Source organism: Streptomyces sp. NPDC096132, assembly GCF_044763345.1.
Classification (GTDB): Bacteria; Actinomycetota; Actinomycetes; order Streptomycetales; family Streptomycetaceae; genus Streptomyces.
Genome location: NZ_JBIWGA010000002.1, coordinates 260,506 through 285,476, shown reverse-complemented (window position 1 = coordinate 285,476; position 24,971 = coordinate 260,506). Strand labels below are relative to the sequence as shown.

Here is a 24,971-nt window from a genome sequence, read left to right as displayed (position 1 = left end):
ACCCGCCCGACGGTGCCACCGAGGTGTCACCGGAGGGGCTTCCTGCGGCCTGCGTGACCTCAGGAGAAAGGTTGTGTGCCGGATATGCGGGGTTCTGCCCCGGGTGTGCGCCTTCGCGCATTGACCCTGCCCGGCTGCCCCCGTATGCTACAAGTTGCGCTGCGGGCCTGCGCACCTCAGACGGAGCAGGCTGCGCTCGCATCTGTTGTATGTCCCCTCGGTTGTCGAGGCGCATCACCGGTTCACCGGTGGGGCGCTTCCTAGGCTGTCCGGCTTCATCAGAGCGATACGGGCTCCCGGCGTAGCAGTACCTACGACTTTCTGTCCGTAACCGGAGCCCTTTCCCACATGACGAGCAGCACCGAGACCACCGCCACCACCCCGCAGGTTGCGGTCAACGACATCGGTAACGAGGAAGCCTTCCTCGCCGCGATCGACGAGACGATCAAGTACTTCAACGACGGCGACATCGTCGACGGCGTCATCGTGAAGGTCGACCGGGACGAGGTCCTGCTCGACATCGGTTACAAGACCGAAGGTGTCATCCCGAGCCGCGAGCTCTCGATCAAGCACGACGTCGACCCCAACGAGGTCGTCGCCGTCGGCGACGAGATCGAGGCCCTCGTCCTCCAGAAGGAGGACAAGGAAGGCCGCCTGATCCTCTCGAAGAAGCGCGCCCAGTACGAGCGTGCCTGGGGCACCATCGAGAAGATCAAGGAAGAGGACGGCATCGTCACCGGTACCGTCATCGAGGTCGTCAAGGGTGGTCTCATCCTCGACATCGGCCTCCGTGGCTTCCTCCCGGCCTCCCTGGTCGAGATGCGCCGCGTCCGCGACCTCCAGCCCTACGTGGGCAAGGAGCTCGAGGCGAAGATCATCGAGCTGGACAAGAACCGCAACAACGTGGTCCTGTCCCGCCGTGCCTGGCTGGAGCAGACCCAGTCCGAGGTCCGCCAGACGTTCCTCACGACCCTCCAGAAGGGTCAGGTCCGTTCCGGTGTGGTCTCCTCGATCGTCAACTTCGGTGCCTTCGTGGACCTGGGTGGCGTCGACGGTCTGGTCCACGTCTCCGAGCTGTCCTGGAAGCACATCGACCACCCCTCCGAGGTCGTCGAGGTCGGCCAGGAGGTCACGGTCGAGGTCCTCGACGTCGACATGGACCGCGAGCGCGTCTCCCTGTCGCTGAAGGCGACCCAGGAAGACCCGTGGCAGCAGTTCGCCCGCACCCACCAGATCGGCCAGGTCGTGCCCGGCAAGGTCACGAAGCTGGTTCCGTTCGGTGCGTTCGTCCGCGTGGACGAGGGCATCGAGGGTCTGGTCCACATCTCCGAGCTGGCCGAGCGCCACGTGGAGATCCCGGAGCAGGTCGTCCAGGTCAACGACGAGATCTTCGTCAAGGTCATCGACATCGACCTCGAGCGCCGTCGCATCAGCCTCTCGCTGAAGCAGGCCAACGAGTCCTTCGGTGCCGACCCGGCCTCGGTCGAGTTCGACCCGACCCTGTACGGCATGGCCGCGTCCTACGACGACCAGGGCAACTACATCTACCCCGAGGGCTTCGACCCCGAGACCAACGACTGGCTCGAGGGCTACGAGAAGCAGCGCGAGGAGTGGGAGCGCCAGTACGCCGAGGCGCAGACCCGCTTCGAGCAGCACCAGCAGCAGGTCATCAAGTCCCGCGAGGCCGACGCCGCTGCCGCGGCCGAGGGTGGCGAGGCTGCGGCTCCGGCCGCGACCGGTGGCTCGTACTCCTCCGAGGGCGCGGACACCTCCGGTGCGCTCGCGTCGGACGAGGCGCTTGCCGCTCTGCGCGAGAAGCTCGCGGGCGGCCAGAGCTGAACGCCGCTCACTGAGCTGTAGCTCCTGACTGAGGGGCCGTACCTTTCGAGGTACGGCCCCTCAGCGTTTTCGGCTGCCGGGCCGGTGGGGGCCGGTCGCGCCCACGCGGCGGAGCCGCATAGTGATACAGCCCCGCGCCCCTGAGGTGCGCTGCCCTCGCGCCTCTCGAAACGTGTGGGATACACGAGTAGCCGTCGCGCCGTAACCCGGGATTGGGACGCTTCCCCGGTCTTCGTTCAAGATCGAGAGGGGATAGCGGTCATGCCACAGCCTCAGCCCAGGTCGGGAACGAGTCGGCGGGCGTTCTTACGGAACGTCGGTCTCACCGGGGGCGCCGGGACCATGTTCGCCACCATGGGAGCCCTCGGGCTCGCGCCCACCGCGCAGGCGGCCGCGCGCGAGACGCCCTTCCGCGCGCTCAGCGCGAGCGACTTCCACCTCACCGGCCGTGCCGCGGCCAAGGTCGTCATCGTCGGAGGCGGTATCGCCGGCCTCACCGCCGCCTACGAACTCGGCAAAGCCGGCTACGACTGTACGGTCCTGGAGGCCCGGGAGCGCACCGGCGGCCGCAACTTCACCGTGCGCGGCGGCGACACCACCACGGACCTGTACGGCAACGCACAGACCGCCCGCTTCGCCGACGGGCAGTACATGAACGCCGGGCCCGCCCGCATCCCGCAGTGGATGGTCACCCTCGACTACTGCCGCGAACTCGGCGTGCCCATCGAGGTGTTCACCAACGTCAACGCGGACGCCTATCTGTACAACGAGTCCGCCGGCATGACGAAGCCGGAGCGGTACCGCACCGCCAAGGCCGATGTCTACGGCCATGTCTCGGAGTTGCTCGCCAAGGCCACCGACAAGGGCGCCCTCGACGCGGAGTTGACGGCCGAGGACCGGGAACGGCTCGTCGACTTCCTCAAGGACTGGGGCGAACTCGGCGACACACTGACGTACGAAGGTGGCGAGCGGCGCGGGTACACCACCGTCCCCGCCGCGGCCGGGACGCCGGGTGTGCCGCTCGGGGACGTTCCCACCGCCTCCGCGGTCTTCGCCAGCGGCGTCGGACGCTACTTCTCCTTCGAGTTCGGCTTCGACCAGGCCATGCTGATGTTCCAGCCGGTAGGCGGCATGGACCAGATACCGAGGGCGCTCACGCGCGCGATCGGCGCCCGCCGGATCCGTACGGGGGCGGTGGTCTCGAAGATCACCGACACGGGGAGCGGCGTCACCGTCACGTACACCCAGGGCGGCCGTACGAGAGCCGTCGAGGCCGACTACTGCGTGGCCGCCCTCCCGCCCAACATCCTCGCCAAGGTGCCCCACACCCTCGGCTCCGGCGTGCAGGGCGCACTGGAGGCGATCACCCCGTCGTCCGCGGCCAAGATCGGCCTGGAGTACAGGTCGCGCTGGTGGGAGCTGGACCACCGCATCTACGGCGGCATCACCGAGACCGACCAGGACGTCACCCACATCTGGCATCCGTCGTACGGCTTCCACGGCGAACGCGGCATCCTCATCGGCTACTACAACTACGGCAGTAACGCCGACTCCTACGCGAAACTCACCCCCAAGGGGCGCGAGGAACGGGCGGTGGCCGCCGGAGTGAAGATCTACGGCGCCAAGTACCGCACCGAACTGGCCTCCTCCTTCTCCCACCACTGGCGCCAGACACCACACCTGGAGGCGGCCTGGCACAGCACCCCGGGCGGCCCCGACGCGCCCCGCTACCAGCCCCTCAACGAGCCCACCGGACGCGTCCACTTCGCCGGCGACTGGCTCAGCTACACCGACGCCTGGCAGCACGGCGCCTTCACCTCCGCCCGCAGGGCCGTGACAGCCCTCCACGCGCGCGTGCTGGCCTCCTGACCCGGCCCGCCACGAGACGCGCGTAAAAGTCACCTGATCAGGGGGCGTGGGCCGGGAATGCCCACGCCCCTACGCGCGTTGTGATGTACGAACACGAGGAGGAGCGGTCCAAGTGCTTGATCCGCAGGGTTTGTACGCATGGGAGCCGAAGGGGCTGGCCGTCGTCGACATGGCGCTGGCCCAGGAGTCGGCCGGACTTGTCATGCTCTACCACTTCGACGGATACATCGACGCGGGCGAGACCGGCGACCAGATCGTCGACCGGCTCCTCGACTCGCTGCCCCACCAGCTCGTCGCCCGCTTCGACCACGACCGACTGGTGGACTACCGCGCCCGCCGGCCGCTGCTGACCTTCAAGCGCGACCGTTGGACGGAGTACGAGGAACCGGCCATTGAGGTGCGGCTCGTCCAGGACACCACAGGAGCCCCCTTCCTGCTGCTCTCCGGCCCCGAGCCGGACGTGGAGTGGGAGCGCTTCGCCGCGGCCGTCCGGCAGATCGTGGAGCGGCTGGGCGTGCGCCTGTCCGTCAACTTCCACGGCATCCCGATGGGCGTCCCGCACACCCGCCCGGTGGGCCTCACCCCGCACGGCAACCGCACCGACCTGATCCCGGGCCACCGCAGCCCCTTCGACGAGGCGCAGGTCCCCGGCAGTGCCGAGGCGCTCGTCGAGTACCGCCTCATGGAGGCCGGCCATGACGTCCTGGGCGTCGCCGCGCACGTTCCGCACTACATCGCCCGCTCCGCGTACCCGGACGCGGCCCTGACCGTGCTGGAGGCGATCACCGCGGCGACCGGTCTGGTCCTGCCGGGCATCGCGCACGCCCTGCGCACGGACGCACACCGTACGCAGACGGAGATCGAGCGCCAGATCCAGCAGGGCGACGAGGAGCTCACCTCCCTCGTCCAGGGCCTGGAGCACCAGTACGACGCCGCCGCGGGCGCCGAGACCCGGGGCAACATGCTGGCGGAGCCGGCGGACATCCCGTCGGCCGACGAGATCGGTCTGGAGTTCGAGCGCTTCCTGGCGGAGCGCGAGGGCGACAACTGAGGCGCACAACCCGCGTCGGGCCTGCCGGGTGCGTCGTCGGTGGCAGGCCCTAAGCTTCCGCTCATGCTGAAGGTGGGCCTGACCGGCGGGATCGGCGCCGGCAAGAGCGAGGTGTCGCGGCTGCTCGTGGAGTGCGGCGCCGTGCTGATCGACGCGGACCGCATCGCACGCGAGGTCGTCGCGCCGGGAACACCGGGACTCGCGGCGGTCGTCGACGCCTTCGGGACGGACGTACTCGCTGCCGACGGCAGCCTCGACCGCCCGAGACTCGGCTCGATCGTCTTCGCCGACCCGGACAGGCTCGCCGTCCTCAACTCGATCGTGCATCCCCTCGTCGGCGCCCGCTCCCGCGAGCTGGAGACCGCCGCCCCCGAGGACGCCGTAGTCGTCCACGACGTCCCGCTCCTCACCGAGAACGGCCTCGCCCCGTTCTACGACGTCGTGGTCGTCGTCGATGCGGCCCCCGAGACCCAGCTCGACCGGCTCGTCCGGCTGCGCGGTATGACCGAGGAGGACGCCCGCGCGCGGATGGCCGCCCAGGCGACCCGCGAGAAGCGCCGCGATATCGCCGACATCGTGATCGACAACGACGTACCGCTGCCTCAGCTGGAACGACGCGTGAAGGACGTGTGGGCCGAGCTGCTGCGCAGGGCACAGTCCTCGGAATAGGGGTCCTCGCTCCGCGCGTTGAACCCTCCCAGCAAGGGAAGGATTTTTCCGTGCCCGATACCAGCGGTTCGACCGGACGTACTCCGGAGACGCATGTCATCGACTTCCGTGCCGCGGAGCAGCTGCTCGCCGCGCGGGACCCGCGGGGCGCGGTGAAGCTGCTCGACCGGGTCATCGCCGCACACCCGGAGAACACCGCCGCCCGCCTGCTGCGCGCCCGCGCCTTCTTCGCCGCCGCGCAACTCAGGCCCGCCGAGCTGGAGTTCGCCATCGTCCTGGAGCGGGAGCCGGACAACGCGTTCGCGCACTTCGCGCTCGCCCGCACCTACGAGCGGCAGGGACGCGGCGACCAGGCCAAACGCCACTTCCGACTGGCGGCCGCGCTGGACCCCAACCCGCAGTACCTCAAGGCGGCCCGCTTCGAGACCTGAGCGAGGCCCGGCCCCCGGACTGCCGGGCCTCACGGGTGTCGGCTCCCGGACCGAGGGGCCTCACGGGTGGCGGTGTTCCGGCGGCCGGTACGGCGGTCGGTACGGCGGGACGTGGTGGTCGGGCGGCGGGTACGGCGGGATGTCACGGCCCGGCTGGTAGTGCGGGCCCTGCCGGATGTGCTTGAGGATCAACGACAGATCCACGGTGACCACCAGCCAGAGAACCCCGCAGGCGGCCGCCCACCCGGGACGGCCCACGAGGGCGAACGCGGCCGTCCCGAAGATCGCCCAGGCCAGCCCCCACAGGCTCAGCCACAGACGCATCCGCAGCGCACTGCGCGCGGTCGACGGCTCACTGCCCGTACGCATCGGGATCACCACTCCTCCCTTGAAACGTACTCTTCGGCCTGGACGTTCTCCAGGGGAGTCCCGAGTCCGTGGAAGGGGGTCGGTGCCGTGCTGCCGCACGCCGACGAGCCGGCCCTCCCAGAGTTCCCAGGTGTCTCGGGGCCGGCGGCCCGCGGACACGGCCGGCTGCCCTTGTAGCTCGAACGGGTGAACCGCGGGCGGGGTGGGAACGACTGTCCGAAGCCTGGCCGTTGGGCGGGCATGAGGCTGGACATGCGAGAGGGACACGAAGGCACGGGACCCGGAGCGATCACCCCGGACGGCTGCGCGGTGGAGTTCTATTCCCGTCTGCCCGTGGGGGACGAGCCGGATGTCATCTCGGCGGCGGTGCCCGCCGGAGCGCACATCCTCGAATTGGGCAGCGGGGTGGGGCGGGTGACCCACGCCCTCCTGGAGCGCGGGTTCACCGTCACGGCGGTGGACGAGTCCGCCGAGATGCTGGAGCGCGTCCGCGGGGCGCGCACGATCCGCGCCTCGATCGAGACCCTCGACCTGGGCGAGACCTTCGACGTGGTGATGCTCGCGTCGTACCTCGTCCACAGCGGGGACCTCGAGGTCCGACGGGGCCTGCTGCGCACCTGCGCACGGCACGTCGACGACGGCGGGTACGTGCTGATCCAGCGCGAGGGGGCGGACTACCACACCAACCTGCCCCGCGAACGCGTCGACCCGAGCGGCTTCACCCTGCGGATGGTGTCGTCGGAACCGGTCGGCGACGGAGTCAACTCGGTGCGCGCGGAGTACGAGTTCCCGGACGCGGTGTGGACCCAGACCTTCCGCGCCAGACCACTGACCAAGGAGCAGTTCGAAGAGGCGCTGGCGGAGGCGGGCCTGAGAGTCGACCGGTATCTGACGGAGGACGGGATCTGGGTGAGGGCGATACGGGTGGAGGCATAGGCGGGAAGCGGACGGGGTCCCCTCTCCGGGGATCGGCTGCTCGAACTGGCCGTGCGGTCGCCTTGTTGGTCCCGCTGCTCCAGTCCGTGGCGGCGGTGGCGCTGACCGGGCTGATGGTGGGCGCGTTCGTCGGGGCGAACGGCCGGCCGTACGGTGGAGGCATGGACGCCCCACACCGCTCCGGGCCTTCGGGCTCCGCGGGTCTCGTCGGTCTCGTCGGTCTCGACCGGCGGGTCGCCGGCTGTCGGGCGTGCCCCCGGCTGGTGGCCTGGCGTGAGGAGGTGGCCCGTACCAAGCGGGCGGCTTTCGCCGACTGGACGTACTGGGGCCGTCCGGTCCCCGGCTTCGGCCCGCCGGACGCCCGGCTGCTGATCGTCGGACTCGCCCCGGCGGCGCACGGCGGCAACCGCACCGGCCGGATGTTCACCGGCGACCGCTCGGGGGACGTGCTGTACCAGGCGCTGTACGACGTGGGGCTCGCCTCACAGCCCACCTCCGTTTCCGCCGACGACGGACTGGAGCTGTACGGGGTCCGGGTGACCGCGCCGGTGCACTGCGCACCGCCCGCCAACAAGCCCACCCCCGAGGAGCGGGACACCTGCCGGTCCTGGCTGGTCCAGGAGCTGCGGTTGCTGCGGCCGACACTGCGCACGGTCGTCGTCCTCGGAGCCTTCGGCTGGCACGCCGCACTGCCGGCGTTCGCCGAGGCGGGCTGGACGGTACCCCGGCCGCGGCCGGTCTTCGCCCACGGGACACGGGTGTCGCTGGAAAGGGCGGAAAGGACGGAAGGGGAAGACGGAGAGGACGGGGAGGACCGGCGGGAAGAGCAGGTAGGGCTGGAGCTGTTCGGCTGCTTCCATGTCAGTCAGCGCAACACCTTCACCGGTCGGCTCACCTCCGAGATGCTGAGGCATGTGCTGCGGGGGGCGGGGGAGACCGCGGGACTGCTGCCGGACTGAGGGCGGGTCTCGAGCGGCGCCGGTCAGGGCAGACGCGGCCCAGTGAGCGCGGTTTCGAGGGCTTCGCCCGTCAGCTCGATCACCACGGCGTCTTCCCGCAGGGCCCGCCGGTAGGTGCGCGCGTTCTTCGGCCCGGCACACGACTCCGGTGCCGCTGGGGTCGATCACGACCGCGGCCTCGCTGCCGTCGGACGCCCGGACCCAGAACTCGAGGCTCCCGCTCATGAAGATCCTTTCCCCCGGCGGTGGTGGCGTTAATTGGCGCGACGCCGTCGGCACACGGCCCTAGGGTGCCCGGATGAGTGCGTATCCGGAGATCGAACCGTACGACCACGGCATGCTCGATGTCGGGGACGGCAACCGCGTCTACTGGGAGACCTGTGGGAATGCGCGGGGCAAGCCCGCGCTGGTGCTGCACGGGGGGCCGGGTTCGGGGGCGAGCGCCTGGGCGCGGCGGCTGTTCGATCCGGAGGCGTATCGGATCGTGCTGCTCGACCAGCGCGGATGCGGGCGTTCCACGCCGAGCGCGAGCGCGTACGACACCGACATGAGCGTCAACACGACGGCTCATCTCCTGGCCGACCTGGAGCTGCTGCGTGAGCGGCTGGGGATCGGGCGATGGCTGGTGTGGGGCGTGTCGTGGGGGTCGGTGCTGGCGCTGCGGTACGCGCAGACGCATCCCGGTGTGGTGAGCGAGTTGGTGCTGACCGGAGTCGCGACCGGCTCCGACGCGGAGGTGGAGCTGCTGACCAGGGGGCTCGGGCAGATCTTCCCGGAGGCCTTCGAGCAGTTCCTGGCCGCTCTGCCGGAGGCCACGGCGCGGGAGGGGAATCTCCCTGCCGCGTACAACCGCCTGCTGGAGTCGCCCGACCCGGAGGTGCGGGAGCGGGCGGCGCGGGCGTGGACCGACTGGGAGACGGCGATCATCCCGGCGCCGCCGAGGTCGGTGGAGCGGTTCGAGGATCCGGCGTTCCGCATGGGGTTCGCCCGTACCGTCACGCACTACTGGGGCAACGGGCACTTCCTGGGCGAGGCGGGGGAGGAGGGCGTGGTCCTGCGGGACGCGCGTCTCCTCAAGGGCATACCCGGCACGCTCGTTCAAGGCAGCCTCGACTTCGGCAACCTCCTCGGCATCGTCTGGCGGCTCCACCATGCCTGGCCGGGCAGTGAGTTGGTGGTCGTGGACCAGGCCGGGCACAACGCGAGCGCGCCGGGCGTGGCGGAGGCGCTGGTGGCGGCCACCGACGCGTACGCCCGGCGCTGACCCCGGCCCCTTCGCACGGGGCGGGTCACACCATGGGACCGGCCCCGTGCGACAGGGCCGGTCACCGCAGGCGCGTCACACGATGCGGGCCGCCGAGACCGGCCGGTCGGACACCGGCCAGGTGTTCGTCGTCTTCGCGGAGTTGACGCTCCACCGGTACCGGGAGAACTCGCCGGTGGCGTCGGAGGTGTAGAACATCATGTGGCCGATGCCGACGCCCTCGAAGTTCGCCCCCTCGACGTCGCTGACCATGCGGGTGTCGGGATACTGGGGGTAGTTGGGCTTCCCGTACACGCCGTGCGCGTCGGAGGTGCAGTCGACGACCTCGACGGCGTACTGGGTCTCCCCGGTGAAGTCGGCGCTCCCGCTGAAGACGCCCTTGACCTCGCGGACCATGACGATGTGGCCGGTGTTGTCCTCGACGGTGCCCAGGTAGTCCACGGCGATCAGGTCGCCCGGCCGCAGGTCGGCGACCTTGCGGACGCGCTGGAAGCGGGGGCCGGCGGTGCCGTCGGTGAACGCCTTGCGGTAGTCGGCGGCCTCGGGGATGCGGTCCTGGAAGTACTGGCGGAAGTAGTCGTCGGTGGCCCAGCCGTAGGTGTGCTTCAGCACCCAGGTGAGGAACGACGAGCAGCGCGCGTGGGAGATCCAGCTCGTGAGGTCGTCGGGGGTGCCCCAGGTGACGGTCGACGCGGAGCCGACCAGGTAGCGGTTGTTGTCCCGGGCGGTCTGCCCGCTGATCAGCGCGATCTCGGCGGCGGTCAGGGCACGGCCGTAGGCACGGACGTCGTCGATCGCGCCCTTGAAGCGGTTCACGTACGCGCCGTCCCAGCGGGCCCGGCCGATGTTGAAGCCCTGGGTGGCGGCCCAGGAGAGGGCCGCGTCGGCGCTGCTCTGCAGCGCACCGTTCACATACAGGTGGATGCGGGCGCCGTCCCAGACGCCGGTCAGATGGGTCCAGACGCCGAGAGCGGTGACGGGGGTGGTGGCCGCCGCCGAGATCTTGACGCTCTGGTCCTCGCTGCGCACCTTGAACGCCCAGGTGCCGAGGGTGTCGTCGTACTGGAGGAGGAAGCGGCTGCAGTTGCCGCCGTCCTGGCTGACGGCCGTGTACATGTTCGTCAGATCGGCGGGACTGGCGGGATCGTCCGCCAGGCGCACCCAGGCCGACACCGTGAACGGGGCCGTGGTGTCCAGTACGGAGGTCGTCGCGGCGTACGAGGCCGAGGTGCCGCCGAAGCTCAGTTCGCCGCCGGCCCGCAGGGCGCTCCAGGAGGTGCCGGTGCCGAGGGTGAGGGGCTGCTCACGGCCGGAGCGGTCGGCGCCCGAGCCGTCCAGCGGCCAGTGCCCGGCGAGTCCGGCGGGCAGATACCCGGCCGCCAGCATCCGCTGGTACTGGACCATCCGCTCGGCCTCGACGAGGTGTGGTACGGCGACCGGGGTGAACGGGGTGTCCAGCGGGGCGTCCGCGGCGGCACTCCCCGCACCGCCGATCACCCCGGTCATCGCGCTCGCCCCCACGAGTGCGGCTCCGCTCAACAGCCCGCGTCTGCTGACCATGCTCGTTCTCTCCTCCCGTTGTGTACAGCGTCGGGAGAGTCTATTCATACGATTGTTCGGATGCTGGGGGGTTCCGCGGCTCGGCGGTGTCTCCGAAGAGATGGCGGACGGTGGAGCGGTAGTTCGCCTGGACGTGCCGCAGTGCGTGGGCGCGGGCCCGGTCGGGGTCGCCGGAGGCGATGGCGTCGTACAGCTCGCGGTGTTCGGTGAGGAGCTGGGGCCACTCCTCGTTCTGCCGGGTGAGCCAGCGCAGCCGGCCGTCGACGGGTTCCATGACCGAGATCAGCAGGCTGTTGCCCGCCATGGCCAGGATGCCGTCGTGGAAACGGGTGTTGACGTCGGTGATCGTCTCGGCGTCCCCGGCGGCGGTCGCCGCGGCCGTCTGGTCGAGCAGCCCGCGCAGCTCCGCGAGCGCCTGCGGGGTGGCCCGTGAGGCGGCCAGTCCCGCCGCGTACACCTCCAACGCCTCGCGCAGCTCGAAGAGTTCCTTGACGTCACCGGGAGTCAGCCGGCGGACGACGGTGCGGCGCGCCGACTCGAAGAGGACGAAGCCCTCGGAGACCAGGGAGCGGATCGCCTCGCGGACCGGTACCCGTGAGACGCCGAACCGCTCGGCCAGTTCACGCTCGACGAGCCGGTCGCCGGGGCGCAGGCGGCCCGCGATGATGTCCTGCCGCAGTGTGGCCAGGACGCGTTCGCGCACCGCTCCGAGGGGTTCGATCTTCGCCGTGGAGCTCATGGGTGCCATCTTCGCCGACCCGGAGGTGCTTTTACGGAGCCGTAACGGGACGGACATCGGTCGGAACGCTTGACGGGAGGACCATGACCGCAGTTTGGTATACCAAACGGTGTTGACCAAACGACTCGGAAAACCGCCCTCCGCCACCCCCCGGCCCTTCCCGCCCCGTCGCTCATGGAGGCCCCGTGTCCCTCGCCGACAGCGCCGAAGCCACCGGCGCACCAGCGTTCGTCCCCGACCCCCGGCTCACCAACGAAGACCTCGCCCCCGCCGGTAAGCGCAACTGGAAGGTCTTCGACCTCTTCGCCATGTGGATGTCCGACGTCCACAACCTGGGCAACTACACGTTCGCCGCCGGCCTGCTGGTCCTCGGCATGAATGTGTGGCAGGTCTTCACCTCCCTGCTCGTCGGCTTCGTGCTCATCTACATCGGCATGAACTGGATGGGCAGGGTCGGCCAGCGCCACGGCGTGCCCTTCCCGGTCGTCAGCCGCATCAGCTTCGGCGTCTGGGGCGCCAACATCCCCGCCCTCATCCGGGCCGTGATCGCCATCATGTGGTATGGCATCCAGACCTATCTGGCCTCCGTCGCCGTCAACGTCATGCTGCTGGCGGCCTGGCCGGGCCTGGAGTCCTGGACGCACAGCTCCTTCCTGGGCCTGGACGCGCTCGGCTGGGTGTCGTTCGTGTCGTTGTGGCTGGTCCAGGCGCTGATCATCAGCCAGGGCATGGAGTCGGTGCGCAAGTTCCAGGACTTCTGCGGCCCCGCGATCTGGCTGGTCATGATCGCGCTCGCGGTCTGGGTCCTGGCCAAGGCCGACTGGACCATCTCCCTCACCACCACCCCGCACCCGGTCTCCGTGGGCGAGCAGTGGCGGCAGTGGTTCGGCGCGATCGGACTGATCCTCGCCACCTACGGCACGCTGATGCTCAACTTCTGCGACTTCTCCCGCTTCGCACCCGACTACAGGACCGTCCGCCGCGGCAACTTCTGGGGTCTGCCCATCAACTCCACGGCCTTCGTGGTCGTGTCCGTCATCGTCACGGCCGGTTCGCTGGAGGTGTTCGGCGAGGCCATCACCGACCCCGCGGAACTGGTCGCCAAGGTCGGCAACACCTGGGTGCTGGTCCTGGCCGCGCTGACCTTCGCCATCGCCACCATGGGCGTCAACATCGTCGCCAACTTCGTCTCCCCGGCGTACGACCTCGCCAATGTCTGGCCGCAGAAGATCACCTTCAAGGTCGGCGGCATGATCAGCACCGTCGCCGCCCTGGTCGTCACCCCCTGGAACCTCTTCTCCAACCCCACCGTCGTCAACTACTTCCTCGGCGGCCTCGGCGCCTTCCTCGGCCCGCTGTTCGGCGTGATCATGGTCGACTACTACCTGATCAAGCGCGGCCGCGTCGATGTGAACGAACTGTTCGACGCCACCCCCGGCTCCCGCTACTACTACCGCAAGGGCGTCAACCCGAAGGCCCTGTGGGCGTTCCTCCCCTCCGCCGCGGTCGCGGCCGTGCTCGCGCTGGTGAAGACCTTCAGCGACGTCGCCCCGTACTCGTGGTTCATCGGTACGGCCCTCTCGGCCGGCCTGTACGTCCTGCTCTGCCGTGGCGAGCGGGCGGCCGGAGCCGAGGCCGCAGCTCCCGAGAAGCCCGTGGAGGTCTGACCAGCGTGCGGAACGTGCGGATCGTCGTCACCAACTGCAACACCACGCAGGAGATGACCGAGGAGATCGTGCGAGGTGCCCGGGCCGCGGCAGGCCCGGGCACCACCGTGACCGGACTGACCCCCGCCTGGGGGCCCGAGTCCGCGGAGGGCTGGCTCGACAGCTATCTCTCGGCCGCCGCGGTCATCGATCGCCTGCGCACCTACGACGGTCCGCCCTACGACGCCGTCGTCATGGCCGGTTTCGGTGAGCACGGCCGCGAGGGCGTACGGGAACTCGTGGACGTCCCCGTCGTCGACATCACCGAGGCCGCCGCCCACCTCGCCTGCCTCCTGGGCCGCCGCTACGGCGTCGTCACCACCCTCGAGCGGTCCTGCGGCCAGATCGAGGACAGCCTGGAACTGGCCGGCGTGGGCCGCAACTGCGCCGCCGTCGTCGGCACCGGCCTGCGCGTCCTGGACCTCGGCGACACCGACCGCACGCAGAAGGCCTTCCTCGCCGCCGCCGAACGGGCCCGGGACGCCGGAGCCGAGGTCCTCGTCCTGGGCTGCGCCGGTATGACGGGCCTGCAGCGCGTCATGGGCGACAAGCTGGGCCTTCCGGTCGTCGACGGAGTGGCAGCGGCGGTGAAACTCGCGGAGGCACTGGTGGGGCTGGGACTGAGGACGAGCAGGGCGGGCAGCTTCGCCAAGCCGGTGCCCAAGCGGAGGGTGTGGGGCGCGAGCTGAGGCCGGCCTCATGTGTCCGGCTCCTCCGCCGCCCCGTGCCCGGGGTCTCCACTCAGGAGAGACCGCGCCGCGATCCGGGCCAGCAGCTTCCGCCGCCGGCGCCGTACGGCCCTCCGCGCCGCGGTGGAACGGCGCCCGAGAGCGGCCGAGACGGCCCGGAACTCGGCGCCGCGCTCGGCGGCCTCGACCCGCTCGACGCGGTAGAGGCGGATCTGCGGGGCGGCCCGGACGTAGGGGTTGGGGCGCAGCAGATCGGGCTCGCCGAGCAGCCGTCGCACCATCGCGGCCGTCCATCCCCGCGCACGCAACCCGGCCCCCGAGAGATGCGTACGGGCACGGGCGGCGCCCCCTTCCACCGTCTCGCCCCGTTCCACCGTCCCGCCCCCTTCCGCCCTCTCGCTCCCGCCCGCCTGGTCCCGTCGATCCCGTCCATGCGTCGTCATCACGACCTCCCCCGTCGTCACGTCGAGTGACGACTTCATTGATAACGCGCGCCACTGACAACGGCCCCGGCCCGACCGTCCTCCCCCGATAACCGGTCGACAGCGGACGCAGTGCCCGGCCACCCTTGCCTCCCGCCACCGTCGCCTCGACCGCCGGGAGAACCGAGCCGATGCCCGTGCCCGTCCGCAGCGACAGCGAGTTCCTCGACGCCACCGCCGACCGCCTCGCCGCCCTCCCCGGAGTCCGGGCCGTGGCGCTCGGCGGTTCGCGGGCCGAGGGCACGCACCGGCCCGACAGCGACTGGGACCTGGCCGTCTACTACCGGGGTTCCTTCGACCCCGACGACCTGCGCGCCGTCGGCTGGGAGGGCGAGGTGTCGGAGCTCGGCGGGTGGGGCGGCGGGGTCTTCAACGGGGGCGCCTGGCTCACGATCGACGGGCGGCGGGTCGACGTGCACTACCGGGACCTCGACGTCGTCGAGCACGAGTGGGCGGAGGCGGAGGAAGGGCGGTTCCGGGTGGAGCCGCTGATGTTCCATCTCGCGGGGATCCCGAGCTACCTCGTCGTCGCCGAGCTGGCCGTGGACCGGGTGCTGCGCGGTGAGCTGCGGCAGCCCGCCGCATACCCCGGAGAGCTCCGCCGTACCGCCCCCGCACGCTGGTACGGAACCGCCCGCGCCACCCTCGCCTACGCCAGGGCCGCCCACGCGGCGGCCGGACGGCGTACCGAGGCCGCGGGGGCGCTCGCCGTGGCGGCGGCCCAGACGGGGCACGCGGTGCTGGCGGCACGCGGAGAGTGGGTGACGAACGAGAAACGGCTGCTGGAAAGGGCGGGACTGCGAAGTGTCGACGAACTCGTCTCCCTTCTCGGGAACGCCGAATCCGGTGAGGTCGTGACCGCACTCGAACAGGCCGAGGTTCTCTTCGAGGAAAGCGTGCGGGAAGCCTCCGTGAATCAGGCGCTCGAATAATCGTTGGAAAAGGGTGAGTTGCCGTTGCTACGGTCCATCTCGTGGCGAAACTCAATCAGATCATCGCAGTCGAGAAGGGCATCAAGTCCAAGGCGCACCAGGACCTGACCGCGGCCCACCACGGGCTGCAGAAGCCCGCGCTGCTGGCCGGAATCTCGCGGACCTACCAGCCCAAGGACGAGGAGGGCGAGCAGCTGCCGCCCGAGTCGACGCGCGTGCAGGTTCAGGCCGAGGACGTGCTGCGGGAGACCGCGGCCACGCTGACGCGCCTGTTCGACGTGACCGCCACGAAGGACTGGGCCAACTGCACCGCGCGGGCGGACGTGAAGGTGGACGGGCGGGTCCTCGTGGCCGACGTGCCCGTGTCCTACCTGCTCTTCCTCGAGAAGCAGCTCGTCGACCTCAACACCTTCGTACGGAAGCTGCCCGTGCTCGACGCCTCCGAGGCCTGGGTGCAGGACCCGTCCGCCGACGCGTGGAAGACCGAGCCGGTGCGGACCCTGCGCACCAAGAAGGTGCCCCGCAACCATGTGAAGGCGGAGGCGACCGACAAGCACCCGGCGCAGGTCGAGGTGTACTACGAGGACGTGCCGGTCGGTTACTGGACGACCGTGAAGTTCTCCGGAGCCCTTCCGGCCCGCCGGGTCAACGAACTCCTCGCCCGCGTGGAGAAGCTGCAGCAGGCCGTGAAATTCGCGCGGGAAGAGGCGAATGGCGTCGAGGTCGTCGACCAGCGGGTCGGTGACGCGGTATTCGGTTACCTCTTCGAGTAACCATTTCAGACCCCCCGGCCCACTGCGGCCGGGGTGCGCGAGGAGCGCAAGCTGAAGCTGAAGCTTGTCGTGATGATCGCCAATAATCGGTGATCGTTGAATCTCAGACTCTTGCTCCAGACTCAGCATTCGCCGCCGATCGCCGGATCGACCGGGCCCAGGCCCCCGGACGTCGAAATGCCGGTTCAAGTCCGGCCCGTGCAGCTCGATGCACGGTGGTCCAAAGGCAGGACGCGACGACATCACGACTGACCTGGGTCCTCAAGCGTGCCGGCGTGCCACTTGGGCGGCATCGACAGGGGCCGGGGGCAGGCTACGCCTCCGGCCCCGCTCCCGTTCCGGCGTTGCGTTCATAAAGAAAGCGGGATCCGGCCCAGCCGTCACCTCGCCGAAACGCAACCGTCCCACTCCCTCCAGGACCGCCCCGTACCGTGGACACCACAGCTCACCACTGACCGCCCCGGCCACCGTCGCCCGAAGGCCCACCGCCCTCGAACACGACAGGAGCCCCGTGTCCCCGCGTTCCGCCGTTGCCGTTCGCACAGTTCTTCCGCCCTGGCTCGCCCATGCCCTGCGTGCCCAGCGCGGGCCCGTCCCCTGGAGTGCCGTCACGCGCGGTGCGCTGGCCGCCGGGCCGCTGTTGCTGGTGGCGGTGCTCGCCGGGCGGGTCTCCCTCGGGGTCGTCGCCGCCATCGCCGCGATGCTCGCCGGGATCAACGACCGGCCCGGCAGCAGGCGGGCCGCCGTCAAGCGGCTCGGCGGGCCCGCGCTCGCGGGAGCGGGCGGGATGCTCGTCGGGACGTACGTCGGGGACCACGTGGGCGCCGTCGCGCTGACGGCCGTACTCACCGGGCTGGGCCTGCTCGCCGGCGGGATCAGCGCCATCGGGCCCGTCGCCTCCGGGGCCGGGACGCACCTGCTGGTCGCCGCGGCCATCGGCGCGGGGATGCCCGTGCCGGAGGCCGGATGGACGCGGGCCCTCGCCTTCGTCGCGGGCGCCGGATGGCTCCTCGCGCTGCGGCTCGCACTGCCCACACCCGGCGCCATGACCGGCGACTTCCGCTTCGACGGCGAGCGCGACGCGGTCGCCGGCGTGTACGACGCCGTCGCAGGCCTCCTCGACGCCACCGGCACCGAGCACGCCACCGCCCGCCGCGCCGCCCTCACCGCCGCACTCGACCACGCCCAGGACGCCCTCACCGGCCCCCGCCTGCGCCGCTACGCCAGCTCCTCCGCCGAACGGCGGCTGCACGCCCAGTACGCCGCCGCCCTGCCCCTCGCCGAGGCCGCGACCGCCCTCGCCTGGGCCGGGGAACCCGTCTCCGCACGGGCCGCCGAAGGCCCCCGGCGACTCGCCGCCGCCGTACGGGAGAACACCCCCACCGGGCCGCTGCCCGCGCCCACCCGGTCCGCGCCCGCGCTGCGCGCCCTCGACGACGCGCTGCTGCACGCCGCCGAGGCCTTCGACCAGGGCGGCGGAGGCGATCTGCACACCCGTCGGCGCGGCGCACGCGACCTGCTGCGGACCGCGTTCGGGGCCGGAGGGCGCGAGTACGGGCTGCGGGTCGCCCTCTGCTTCGGGGCCAGCGCCGGCATCGCCCAGGCCCTGCACCACTCCCACTGGTACGGACAGCACACCCACTGGTACTGGCTGCCCGCCACCGCCGTCTTCCTGGTCAAGCCCGACCTCGGGCCCCTGGTGTCCCGGGTGCTGTGCCGGGCCGCCGGGACCGTGCTCGGGGCGCTCCTGTTCGCCGGGTTCGCCGCCGTGCTGCCCCGCCCGGAGGGGCTCATCGCGCTGGTCGCCGTCTGCGGGGCGCTCGTCCCCGTCTCCACCCGGCACTTCGCCGCGCAGACCGCCGTCGTCACCGTCCTCGTGCTGTCCCTCGTGATGGTCGGCGGCGAGCCCCAGGCCTCCGTCAGCCGGATCGCGGAAACCCTGCTGGCCTGCGCGATCGTGCTGATCGTCGGGCATCTGCCGATGCCGGGGGAGCGCGGCGGCCAGGTGCGCGCCCGGCTCGCCGCGGCCGGTGGCGCCGCGCACGCCTACCTCACCCACGTCCTCGACGGCTCCGACGACCGCGCCGCCCGCTGGACCCTGCGCCGCGAGGCCTACCGCACCCTCGCCGAGGCCCGTACGGCCATCGCCCTCGCCGCCCACGAACTGCCCGCCCTCGCCCGGCACACCGAGGGCACGGACGAGGTCGCCGCCGTCCTCGAACGGCTCGTCGACACGACCACCGCGTGCGCGGTCCACCTCGACGACAGCGGTCGGCTCAGCCCCGGGCATCGGGCTCAGCTGGCCGAACTCCTCGGTGAACTCGCCGTACGGAGAGACCGACTGGGCCTGACGACTCCGGTGCCGACGCTGCCGCTCGCGGTCTGACCGTCCCGTCCTTCGGCTCAGCCGATCCGCACCCACACCGGTGCGTGGTCCGAGCCCGGTTCGTTCCGGCGCGTCGCCGGATCCGCTCCCACCGACGGCAGCCGCAGCTCCCCCTCGGTCCCCGTCCCCGCCTCCGTCACCCGGTGGACCAGGCGGTGGCTCGTCAGGATGTGGTCGATCAGCTCGCGGCGCCCGGAGTTGATCCGCGAGTACCGCCGGTCGGCGGGGATCAGCGGGGCCACGTCCCAGAGGCGGGCGGCGTCGCCGTTGTCGGGTGTCTCGAAACCCCGCGTGCCGATCTCCGAGCCGGGCGGGCCCAGCAGGATCTGCGTGGTCGCCGCCTGCACCTCGTCGTTCAGGTCGCCCAGCACCGTCACGTCATGTGCCCGGCCGTCGCCGGCCAGCAGGTCGTCGGCGAGCGCCCGCAGCGCCGTCGCCTCGGCGGCCCGCCGGTAGAGCGCGTAGGCGCCGTAGCGGGCCCGTTCGCCCTCGTCACGCGGGAAGAAACGATCCCCCGGATACGACAGCAGCTTCGACTTCAGATGCGCCACCGCCACCCGCAGCGGCCCGGCCTCCGTCACCGTCTCCACCGCGAGGAACCCCCGGCCCGCCCCGTCCACGGTCGCGCCCGAGTCGTCCGACTGCACCGGCCGCACCTTCGGCGCGAACGCGCGGGTGTCCGCCAGCACCTCCAGCGGCGTACGGCTGATCACACCGACCCGGATGCCCCGGCCGTCGGGGAGCGCGGACAGCGCGACATGCCAGGTCCCGCCCACCGTCTCCAGCAGGTCCGCCAGCGCCTCGGGCTCCCCGACCTCCTGCACCCCGAGCACACCCGGATCGAGCGCGGTGACCACGGCGGCGAGCGCGGCGAGCTTCGTCTCGTACGCGGCCTTGTCCTTCGGACCGAACGGTCCTCCGGGCCGGTACAGGTTCTCGAGGTTCCAGGTGCCGAGGAGCATGCCGGGCTCCCTCCAGGAGGTGTCGTGGCGCCAGGGTGCCCGCCCGCCACGCCGGGCGACAGCTTCGCGACACAAAGCGGGCCAGGGCTCACACGGCGGCACGACACCGTCGTACGTTGACGCAATGACGCCTTCTCCGACGCCCGCCCCGGAGCCCGCCCGCGCCGCCGATCTCGTCATCACCGGCTGCACCGTCCTCACGCACGACGAGGAGGAACGCGTCGGCTTCCGGGAGGACGCCGCGATCGTCGTCCGGGACGGAATCGTCGACCGGGTCGCCGACGCCGCCGAGGCCGAGGACCTCCCCGCCGCCGAGCGTCTCGACGCACGCGGGCAGGTCGCGATGCCGGGGCTCGTCAACTGCCATACGCACGCCCCGATGGTCGCCCTGCGCGGCCTCGCCGAGGACCTGCCCACCGAGGAGTGGTTCAACGACGTCGTCTGGCCCGTCGAGTCCAACCTCACCGCGACGGACGTCGAACTGGGCGCGCGGCTCGCCTGCGCGGAGATGATCCGCGGCGGTGTCACCTGCTTCGCCGACCACTACTTCGCGATGGACGCCGTCGCCGCCGTGGTCGCCGAGTGCGGGATCCGCGCCCACCTCGGACAGGTGTACTTCTCCTCCCAGGGGCCCCAGGGGCGGGAGGACTCCCTGGAGTTCGCGCTACGGCACCGGGGCGGCGCCGACGGCCGCATCACCACCGCCCTCGCCCCGCACGCCCCCTACACCGTGACCGACGACGACCTCGCCGCCACCGCCGCCCTCGCCCTCGAACACCGCCTCCCCGTCCATCTGCACGCCTCCGAGAACCGCGACCAGGCCGACACCAGCCTCGCCCGGCACGGCGTCACCCCCATCGAGGTCCTGGAACGCACCGGCATCCTCGACACCGACGTCCTCATCGCCCACGGCACCGGCATCCTGGAGCGCGACCTGCCGGTCCTCGCCCGCGCGCGGGGCCGTACGGCCGTGGCGAGCGCGCCCCGCGGCTATCTCAGGTTCGCCTGGCCCACCACCACCCCCGTCCGCGCCCTGCGCGAGATCGGCGTCCCCGTCGGACTCGCCACCGACGGCGCCGCCTCCAACAACTCCCTCGACGTGTGGGAGTCCATGGCCCTCACCTCGCTCCTCCAGAAGTCGACCACCGGCGACCCCCGCTGGCTGACCTCCCGTCAGGCCCTCCACCACGCCACGCTCCAGAGCGCACGAGCGGTCTCACTGGAGGACCGCGTGGGGAGCATCGCCCCCGGCCGACGCGCCGATCTCGTCCTCGTCGACCTCACCGGCCCGCACACCCAGCCCGTCCACGACCTCGCCGCGACCCTGGTGCACAGCGCCCGCGCCGCCGACGTACGCACCACGATCGTCGACGGACGGATCCTGATGCGCGACCGCGAGCTGCTGACCATCGACGTACCGGAGGTGGTACGGGAGCTGGGCCGACGGCTGCCCGCCCTCCTCGACCGCAGCCACGGCAGACGCATTCAGCGGTACGACACATGAGTCCACTGTCACGACGAGTACGACCTCTGACACGCGCGGTGCGTGCGATGTCCGGAAAGTGACCGGATCCTCACGGTCCGCACCGAACCCGTGTCAGCTACGTCTCAGTAGCGCAACTGGGCGAGGCTTTCGGCCTCCCGAAGGCGTTAACTCCTACAAGCACAACGCTGTCTGGAGGTGCGAGATGGTGAACGGGCGTACCGTGCTCGAGCGCTTTCCCGCAGGTGGGCCGCGCGGATCGTGGCCCGCGGAGGAGTTCGCGCACGCGCGGCGCATGGAGGGGCTGGCCGCCGAGGTCGTCATGGACCTCGCGACCGACACGTTCCTGGTGATCGTGCGGGGCGGCGACGCGGCCGACTGAGCCCTCAGCCGACCTTCGACGTGGGCACCTTATCCGGGACCGGCTTCGGGCCCTGCGCCGGCACCGGAGCCGTGAACTGCTCCGCCTGCAGCGCGTACAGCTCCGCGTAGACACCCCCGCGGGACAGCAGCTCCTCCGGCGCCCCGGACTCCACCAGCCGGCCCTGGTCCAGCACGTGCACCAGGTCCGCGTGCCGCACCGACGCCAGCCGGTGGGTGATCAGGACGACGGTCTGGCCGCTGCCCGCCAGCGCGCGGATCTTCTCGAACACCTCCAGCTCGGCCCGCGCGTCCAGAGCCGCCGTCGGCTCGTCCACGATCAGGATCCGGCCGCGCCGGTACGCGGCCCGCGCGATGCCGAGGCGCTGCCACTGGCCGCCGGACAGCTCGTGCCCGCCGCTGAAGTGCCGTGCCAGCAGGGTGTCCAGACCGCGCGGCAGGTCCGCGACCACCTCCTCGGCGCCCGCCTCGGCGATCGAGCCGGCCAGCCGTTCCTCCGTCAGCGGCGTCGACGAACGGCCCACGGCCACGTTCACCCGTGCCGTGAACGGCCAGCGCTTGAAGTCCTGCGCCACCATCGCGATGCGCTCGGCCAGCTCGTGCCGGTCCGCGTCCGCCGCGTCCACGTCGTCCCACAGGATCCGCCCCCGGTCCGGCCGGTACAGCCCGGCCAGCAGCTTCACCAGGGTCGTCTTGCCGGAGCCGTTCTCACCGACCAGCGCGACGATCCGGCCGAGGGGGAGGGACAGCGAGACGTCGTCCAGGGCGGGCCGCGTCGACTCGCCCGGGTAGCCGAACGTGACGTTCTCGAAGCGGACCTCCCGCGGGTCGTCCGGCAGGGCCGCGCCGCCCACCGGGATCGCCCGTTCGGCCGCCTCGACGTACAGGCGCTGCAGATCGCCCACGAACAGGGCCTCCTCGTGGAGCTGGTTGACCTCCAGGACGAGGGTGTTCAGGCTCGCCGAGCCGCTGCGGATCGCGATCACCGCGGTGCCCGCGACCGCCAGCGCCATCGTCCCGCTGAGCAGCAGCCCGCCGAGCGTGGCGTACGTGGCCACCGTCGCCAGTCCCGTCCAGGTGGCCGCGATCAGGCCGGTGCGGGCGGCGAGCCGGGCCAGCCTGGCCTGTTCCGCCTCCGCGGTCTCCGACATCGCGCGGAAGTGCTTCAGCAGGAACGGCCCGACCCCGTGCACCCGGATCTCGGGCGCGGCCGCCGGTTCGGTGAGGAGACTGGCGATGAGATGCCCCGCGCGCGCGTGCTGCACCCAGGTGTGGAACGACTCGTAGCGGCGCCGGGCGTTCGTCAGGGCGCTCCAGGCGCTGGGCAGGGTCATCGTGACCAGGAGCGGCAGCAGCAGCGGGTGCAGCACCGTCAGCACGCCCGCGGCCGCCGCCAGCGAGATCATCGCGTTCACCACGCGCGTGCCGTACATGATCATCCGGCGGGCGGACGCGGCGCCGTACTGCGCGGTGTCCAGCAGTTTGTGGAAGGCGTGGTCCTCGATCGCGGCCAGCTCCACCGCCGCCGCCCGCTCCAGGTACAGCTCGGTCGCCACCCGCTCCACCTTGGGCTCCAGACGCCCGGTGGCGTACGTCGACGCGGCCCGCAGCAGTGCCGCGACGAGGAGTACGGCGGCCATGACGACCAGGGCGGGGAGGGCACCGCGCAGCCGGTCCTCGATCGGGCCGCCGGCGATCAGCCGGCCCAGCACCGAGTTCACCGCGAGCAGACTCACCGCCTGGGCCGCGCCGCGGCCGATCTCCGCGGTCAGCACGATCCGGGCCGCGCGTGGATCGGCCTGCCGGGCCAGCCGCAGGCTCACGGTCAGCAGGGAGGGCAGCCGGGTCACCATCGCGCGGAAGCTCAGCTCCAGGAAGGCGTCCCGGTGCTGGTTCCAGCCCATGTCGTAGCGGAGGGGGCCACCGAAGAGCAGCCGCTCCGACTCGGACACGTCGCGTTCGTCGGGACCCTTCGGTTTGTGCGCCTTCCCCACCTTTTCCGCCTCCCGGGATCGTGGACGAACGGCCACTATTGCGGGAGGCGGTGGGTGAGGACAGGGCGCGGGACGCGGAAGAGGGATGCGCGCGGGCGTACGCCGGGGGAGGGGAAGGGGTTCGGCCGAGGGTGGCGGTCGGTGCTGCCGGGGGCGTCGGTCTCCGTGGGGCCCGGGGCTATGCGCTGATCGGTCGCGACCAGGTGGGCGTCGTGCCGGTGAGCCGGCACAGGGCCAGGTAGAGGGGGATCGGCGGGGTGTACGGAAGCGTGCCGTCCGGCCGGTGGATGAGATCGGGGACGGGCACGGAGTCCGGGACGATCGCACCCGGTGTGTAGCGCGCCGGGGCGGGCCATTCCAGGGCGTAGTCGGAGTCGGACGGGACGAGCCACCACCAGTGGCCCTCGTCGGCGTAGACACAGCCCATCCGGGGCAGCCGGGGCATGAGCAGCGGGCCGATGCCGACGGGGACGGCCACGGCGTCGCAGCCCAGCGGGGCGGTCATGCCGTCCGGCACGGCGAGGCGGCGCGGGGGCTCCGGGGCCGTGCCCAGGTCGCGCCGCAGACGGACGAGGGTGTCGAGGGAGCGCACCGGCCTCCGGCCGGGCGCGCCGCTCATGCCCTCCCTCGCTCTCGGCTTCTCTCGAGCGGAGGGAGCCCAGCGCCGCCCTGCCCGGCCCCGAGGCCGGGGAACGGGCGCGGCACGGGGGGCTCGCCGACGGTGGCGGCGGACTGGCCCGGGACCTGGTGGGCCGGGGTGCGGTGCTCCGCACCGAGCTGGTCCGCGCCGTGGTGGTCGAGGGCGCGATGATCCGCTGCGCGGTGGTTCAGCTGGGGGTGGCCGAGCGAGGTGTGGCCGAGCGAGGTGTGCCCGTAGGGGGTGTGGTCCAGGGCGTGGTGGCTCGGTCCGTGGTGGTCCAGGACGCAGAGATCGGGCACGTGCTGGTCCTGGCTGCGCCGGTCCGGACCGAAGGGGTTGAAGGCGCGGTGGTCCGGGGCGAGAGAAGCCGTGCGGTGGTCCACGCCGTGACGGTCCGTGCCGACGACGTCCAGGGGGCCGGGATCCGTGTCGCGGTGGTGCGTGCTGTGGGGGAGCGGGCCGTGGTGTTCCGGGCCGGAGTGCCGCTGGGGGGCCACGCTCGGGGTCCGGCTGCCGGGCTCCGGCGCGGGACGGGGCGGCCGGGGCGCACGGGCCTCGGCTTCCGGGGCGCCGGGAGGTGCGGGGTGTGTCGGCCGGGCAGCGCGGGGCTGTGCCTCAGGTGCGGGGCGTGTGGCGTGGGTCGTGCGGGGCTGCGCCTCGGGTGCGGGGTGCGGAGCGTGGGTTGCGCGGGGCTGTGCCTCCGGTGCGGGGCGTGTGGCGTGGGTCGTGCGGGGCTGCGCCTCGGGTGCGGGGTGCGGCGCGTGGGTTGCGCGGGGCTGTGCCTCCGGTGCGGGGCGTGTGGCGTGGGTCGTGCGGGGCTGCGCCTCGGGTGCGGGATGTGTCGCGTAGGTTGCGCG

The 24,971-nt window shown here is 71.7% G+C and carries 23 protein-coding genes; 15 read left to right on the top strand and 8 right to left on the bottom strand.

The features are described 5' to 3' along the window. The first annotated feature begins 348 nt into the window (after positions 1-348). The 5 genes from rpsA to ACIRF9_RS05665 all read left to right on the top strand — a co-directional run bounded on the left by rpsA (position 349) and on the right by ACIRF9_RS05665 (position 5,859). Complete coding sequence (rpsA, locus tag ACIRF9_RS05685) at positions 349-1,839, top strand: 30S ribosomal protein S1 (protein WP_201838872.1); 1,491 nt, start codon at positions 349-351, stop codon at positions 1,837-1,839. A gap of 342 nt (positions 1,840-2,181) precedes the next feature. After that, on the top strand, positions 2,182-3,708 hold the full coding sequence (locus ACIRF9_RS05680) for a flavin monoamine oxidase family protein (RefSeq protein WP_403816825.1): 1,527 nt from the start codon (positions 2,182-2,184) through the stop codon (positions 3,706-3,708). A 112-nt stretch (positions 3,709-3,820) separates the two neighbouring features. Next, positions 3,821-4,759, top strand: a complete 939-nt coding sequence (locus ACIRF9_RS05675; RefSeq protein WP_403816823.1) for a PAC2 family protein — start codon at positions 3,821-3,823, stop codon at positions 4,757-4,759. A gap of 63 nt (positions 4,760-4,822) precedes the next feature. After that, complete coding sequence (gene coaE, locus ACIRF9_RS05670; protein WP_403816821.1) at positions 4,823-5,428, top strand: dephospho-CoA kinase; 606 nt, start codon at positions 4,823-4,825, stop codon at positions 5,426-5,428. Positions 5,429-5,478: 50 nt separating this feature from the next. Further along, positions 5,479-5,859, top strand: a complete 381-nt coding sequence (locus tag ACIRF9_RS05665) for a tetratricopeptide repeat protein (protein ID WP_403816818.1) — start codon at positions 5,479-5,481, stop codon at positions 5,857-5,859. 60 nt (positions 5,860-5,919) lie between these two features. On the opposite strand, the gene ACIRF9_RS05660 is transcribed toward ACIRF9_RS05665, so the two are convergent. Next, entirely contained in the window at positions 5,920-6,228 is a 309-nt protein-coding gene (locus ACIRF9_RS05660; RefSeq protein ID WP_403816816.1) for a DUF6343 family protein, read from the bottom strand. A 252-nt stretch (positions 6,229-6,480) separates the two neighbouring features. Here ACIRF9_RS05660 and ACIRF9_RS05655 point away from each other — a divergent pair, with 252 nt between their 5' ends. The 3 genes from ACIRF9_RS05655 (at position 6,481) to pip (ending at position 9,387) form a co-directional block, all read left to right on the top strand. Beyond that, entirely contained in the window at positions 6,481-7,164 is a 684-nt protein-coding gene (locus tag ACIRF9_RS05655) for a class I SAM-dependent methyltransferase (RefSeq protein WP_403816813.1), read from the top strand. 161 nt (positions 7,165-7,325) lie between these two features. Beyond that, positions 7,326-8,123, top strand: coding sequence for a uracil-DNA glycosylase (locus tag ACIRF9_RS05650; protein WP_403817936.1), 798 nt, complete (start codon positions 7,326-7,328; stop codon positions 8,121-8,123). A 298-nt stretch (positions 8,124-8,421) separates the two neighbouring features. Further along, positions 8,422-9,387: a prolyl aminopeptidase gene (gene pip / locus ACIRF9_RS05645; RefSeq protein WP_403816811.1), complete on the top strand. Its 966-nt coding sequence runs from the start codon at positions 8,422-8,424 to the stop codon at positions 9,385-9,387. Positions 9,388-9,462: 75 nt separating this feature from the next. Here pip and ACIRF9_RS05640 read toward each other — a convergent pair whose 3' ends face one another. After that, positions 9,463-10,947, bottom strand: coding sequence for a LamG domain-containing protein (locus ACIRF9_RS05640; RefSeq protein ID WP_403816809.1), 1,485 nt, complete (start codon positions 10,945-10,947; stop codon positions 9,463-9,465). Positions 10,948-10,987: 40 nt separating this feature from the next. Continuing rightward, positions 10,988-11,686 (bottom strand): GntR family transcriptional regulator, encoded by a 699-nt coding sequence (locus ACIRF9_RS05635; protein WP_403816807.1) that lies wholly within the window; start codon positions 11,684-11,686, stop codon positions 10,988-10,990. A 185-nt stretch (positions 11,687-11,871) separates the two neighbouring features. On the opposite strand from ACIRF9_RS05635, the gene ACIRF9_RS05630 reads away from it, so the two are divergent. Further along, positions 11,872-13,353 (top strand): NCS1 family nucleobase:cation symporter-1, encoded by a 1,482-nt coding sequence (locus ACIRF9_RS05630; protein WP_403816805.1) that lies wholly within the window; start codon positions 11,872-11,874, stop codon positions 13,351-13,353. Between the two features lie 14 nt (positions 13,354-13,367). After that, positions 13,368-14,081, top strand: a complete 714-nt coding sequence (locus ACIRF9_RS05625; protein WP_403817934.1) for an aspartate/glutamate racemase family protein — start codon at positions 13,368-13,370, stop codon at positions 14,079-14,081. An 8-nt stretch (positions 14,082-14,089) separates the two neighbouring features. On the opposite strand, the gene ACIRF9_RS05620 is transcribed toward ACIRF9_RS05625, so the two are convergent. Further along, entirely contained in the window at positions 14,090-14,524 is a 435-nt protein-coding gene (locus tag ACIRF9_RS05620; RefSeq protein ID WP_403816803.1) for a hypothetical protein, read from the bottom strand. Positions 14,525-14,694: 170 nt separating this feature from the next. On the opposite strand from ACIRF9_RS05620, the gene ACIRF9_RS05615 reads away from it, so the two are divergent. The 3 genes from ACIRF9_RS05615 to ACIRF9_RS05605 all read left to right on the top strand — a co-directional run bounded on the left by ACIRF9_RS05615 (position 14,695) and on the right by ACIRF9_RS05605 (position 18,654). Further along, entirely contained in the window at positions 14,695-15,495 is an 801-nt protein-coding gene (locus tag ACIRF9_RS05615) for a nucleotidyltransferase domain-containing protein (RefSeq protein ID WP_403816799.1), read from the top strand. Positions 15,496-15,536: 41 nt separating this feature from the next. After that, the gene (locus ACIRF9_RS05610) at positions 15,537-16,268 is read left to right on the top strand and encodes a hypothetical protein (protein ID WP_403816796.1); all 732 of its coding nucleotides are present in this window, start codon (positions 15,537-15,539) and stop codon (positions 16,266-16,268) included. Positions 16,269-16,779: 511 nt separating this feature from the next. After that, entirely contained in the window at positions 16,780-18,654 is a 1,875-nt protein-coding gene (locus ACIRF9_RS05605; RefSeq protein WP_403816793.1) for an FUSC family protein, read from the top strand. Positions 18,655-18,671: 17 nt separating this feature from the next. Here ACIRF9_RS05605 and ACIRF9_RS05600 read toward each other — a convergent pair whose 3' ends face one another. Continuing rightward, positions 18,672-19,616, bottom strand: a complete 945-nt coding sequence (locus ACIRF9_RS05600; RefSeq protein ID WP_403816790.1) for an endonuclease/exonuclease/phosphatase family protein — start codon at positions 19,614-19,616, stop codon at positions 18,672-18,674. A 124-nt stretch (positions 19,617-19,740) separates the two neighbouring features. On the opposite strand from ACIRF9_RS05600, the gene ACIRF9_RS05595 reads away from it, so the two are divergent. Together ACIRF9_RS05595 and ACIRF9_RS05590 are read left to right on the top strand one after the other, a co-directional pair. Next, entirely contained in the window at positions 19,741-21,120 is a 1,380-nt protein-coding gene (locus ACIRF9_RS05595) for an amidohydrolase (protein ID WP_403816787.1), read from the top strand. A 184-nt stretch (positions 21,121-21,304) separates the two neighbouring features. After that, entirely contained in the window at positions 21,305-21,481 is a 177-nt protein-coding gene (locus ACIRF9_RS05590; protein ID WP_099054132.1) for a hypothetical protein, read from the top strand. A gap of 4 nt (positions 21,482-21,485) precedes the next feature. Here the strand turns inward: ACIRF9_RS05590 and ACIRF9_RS05585 are convergent, their stop codons facing one another. From ACIRF9_RS05585 to ACIRF9_RS05575, 3 genes are all read right to left on the bottom strand, one after another. After that, a complete protein-coding gene (locus tag ACIRF9_RS05585; protein ID WP_403817931.1) occupies positions 21,486-23,384 on the bottom strand; it encodes an ABC transporter ATP-binding protein in 1,899 nt (632 codons plus the stop codon). Between the two features lie 268 nt (positions 23,385-23,652). Then, complete coding sequence (locus ACIRF9_RS05580; protein ID WP_403816784.1) at positions 23,653-24,093, bottom strand: hypothetical protein; 441 nt, start codon at positions 24,091-24,093, stop codon at positions 23,653-23,655. Next, positions 24,090-24,611 (bottom strand): hypothetical protein, encoded by a 522-nt coding sequence (locus ACIRF9_RS05575; protein WP_403816782.1) that lies wholly within the window; start codon positions 24,609-24,611, stop codon positions 24,090-24,092. The genes ACIRF9_RS05580 and ACIRF9_RS05575 overlap by 4 nt, the downstream gene beginning before the upstream one ends. Positions 24,612-24,971 lie beyond the last annotated feature (360 nt).